The organism is Allotamlana fucoidanivorans (assembly GCF_006265225.1).
GTDB lineage: Bacteria > Bacteroidota > Bacteroidia > Flavobacteriales > Flavobacteriaceae > Allotamlana > Allotamlana fucoidanivorans.
Map to the genome: position 1 here is coordinate 1 of NZ_VDCS01000053.1, position 837 is coordinate 837.

Sequence of the window (837 nt, forward strand, 5' to 3'; positions counted from 1 at the left end):
AATCTGTTATTGACTATTTGAATGGTGTCGGAATCGGAATAAATCGAGTTGTTGACTATTCCGATTTTATAGCATTATTAGTTTTACCTTTTTCCTATCGTTACAGAAAACAAAACTCAATCGGAACTGAAAAAATAAAATTTCTGCCAAAACCATTAATAATAGCAGTTAGTTCTTTTGCGTTTATCGCGACTACTTTAGCAGGAGAGATAGTGGAATTGAACTTGAAATCTAATTATGAACATCCAATACAAATTCAAAAAGATAGTCTCGATTTAAAAATGTTCAAAAATGCAATTTTTCAATGGAGCGATACTGATAAGTACAGAACGAATTTAGTACTTCCTGATAAAAATGCTTCCATACAAATATCGCTATTTATGGAGGAAATTGGAAAAGACAGTATAAATGTGAAATTAGATAGTATAAAATTTTCTTATGTTCAATCATCAGGTTTTTTCTCTGGTGTTAATAAAAAGAATTTGGACTATATAAAGAGTTTAAAATTAGAAGATTTTGAACAATTATTTATCGAACAAAAAATTAACGAACTGAATAAAAATAACTAATGCCAACAACGTATAAAATTAATTGCTTGGGACGAGCCTACTTACGAAAATCCTCGCGGATTTTCTATTCGGTTTGTATTTGCTAAATTAGTTGCTTAAACCACGCAACTAATCTTATACAAACACGTTGTAGAGCATATTGCCCCGTCCTGAATAAAGGCTACATAATTTCAAACATTATGTACAAAAATGACAAAGTAATCAGACGGTATTCAGAACCTTTTAAACTGAAAATTTTAGACGAACTTACAACAGGAAAACTAAACAA

General features: G+C 30.0%; 1 pseudogene. It reads left to right on the forward strand.

The window, feature by feature from the left end:
* Positions 1-569 (forward strand): annotated as a pseudogene (locus tag FGF67_RS17310) (hypothetical protein); the annotation flags it as partial.
* Positions 570-837: the final 268 nt, after the last annotated feature.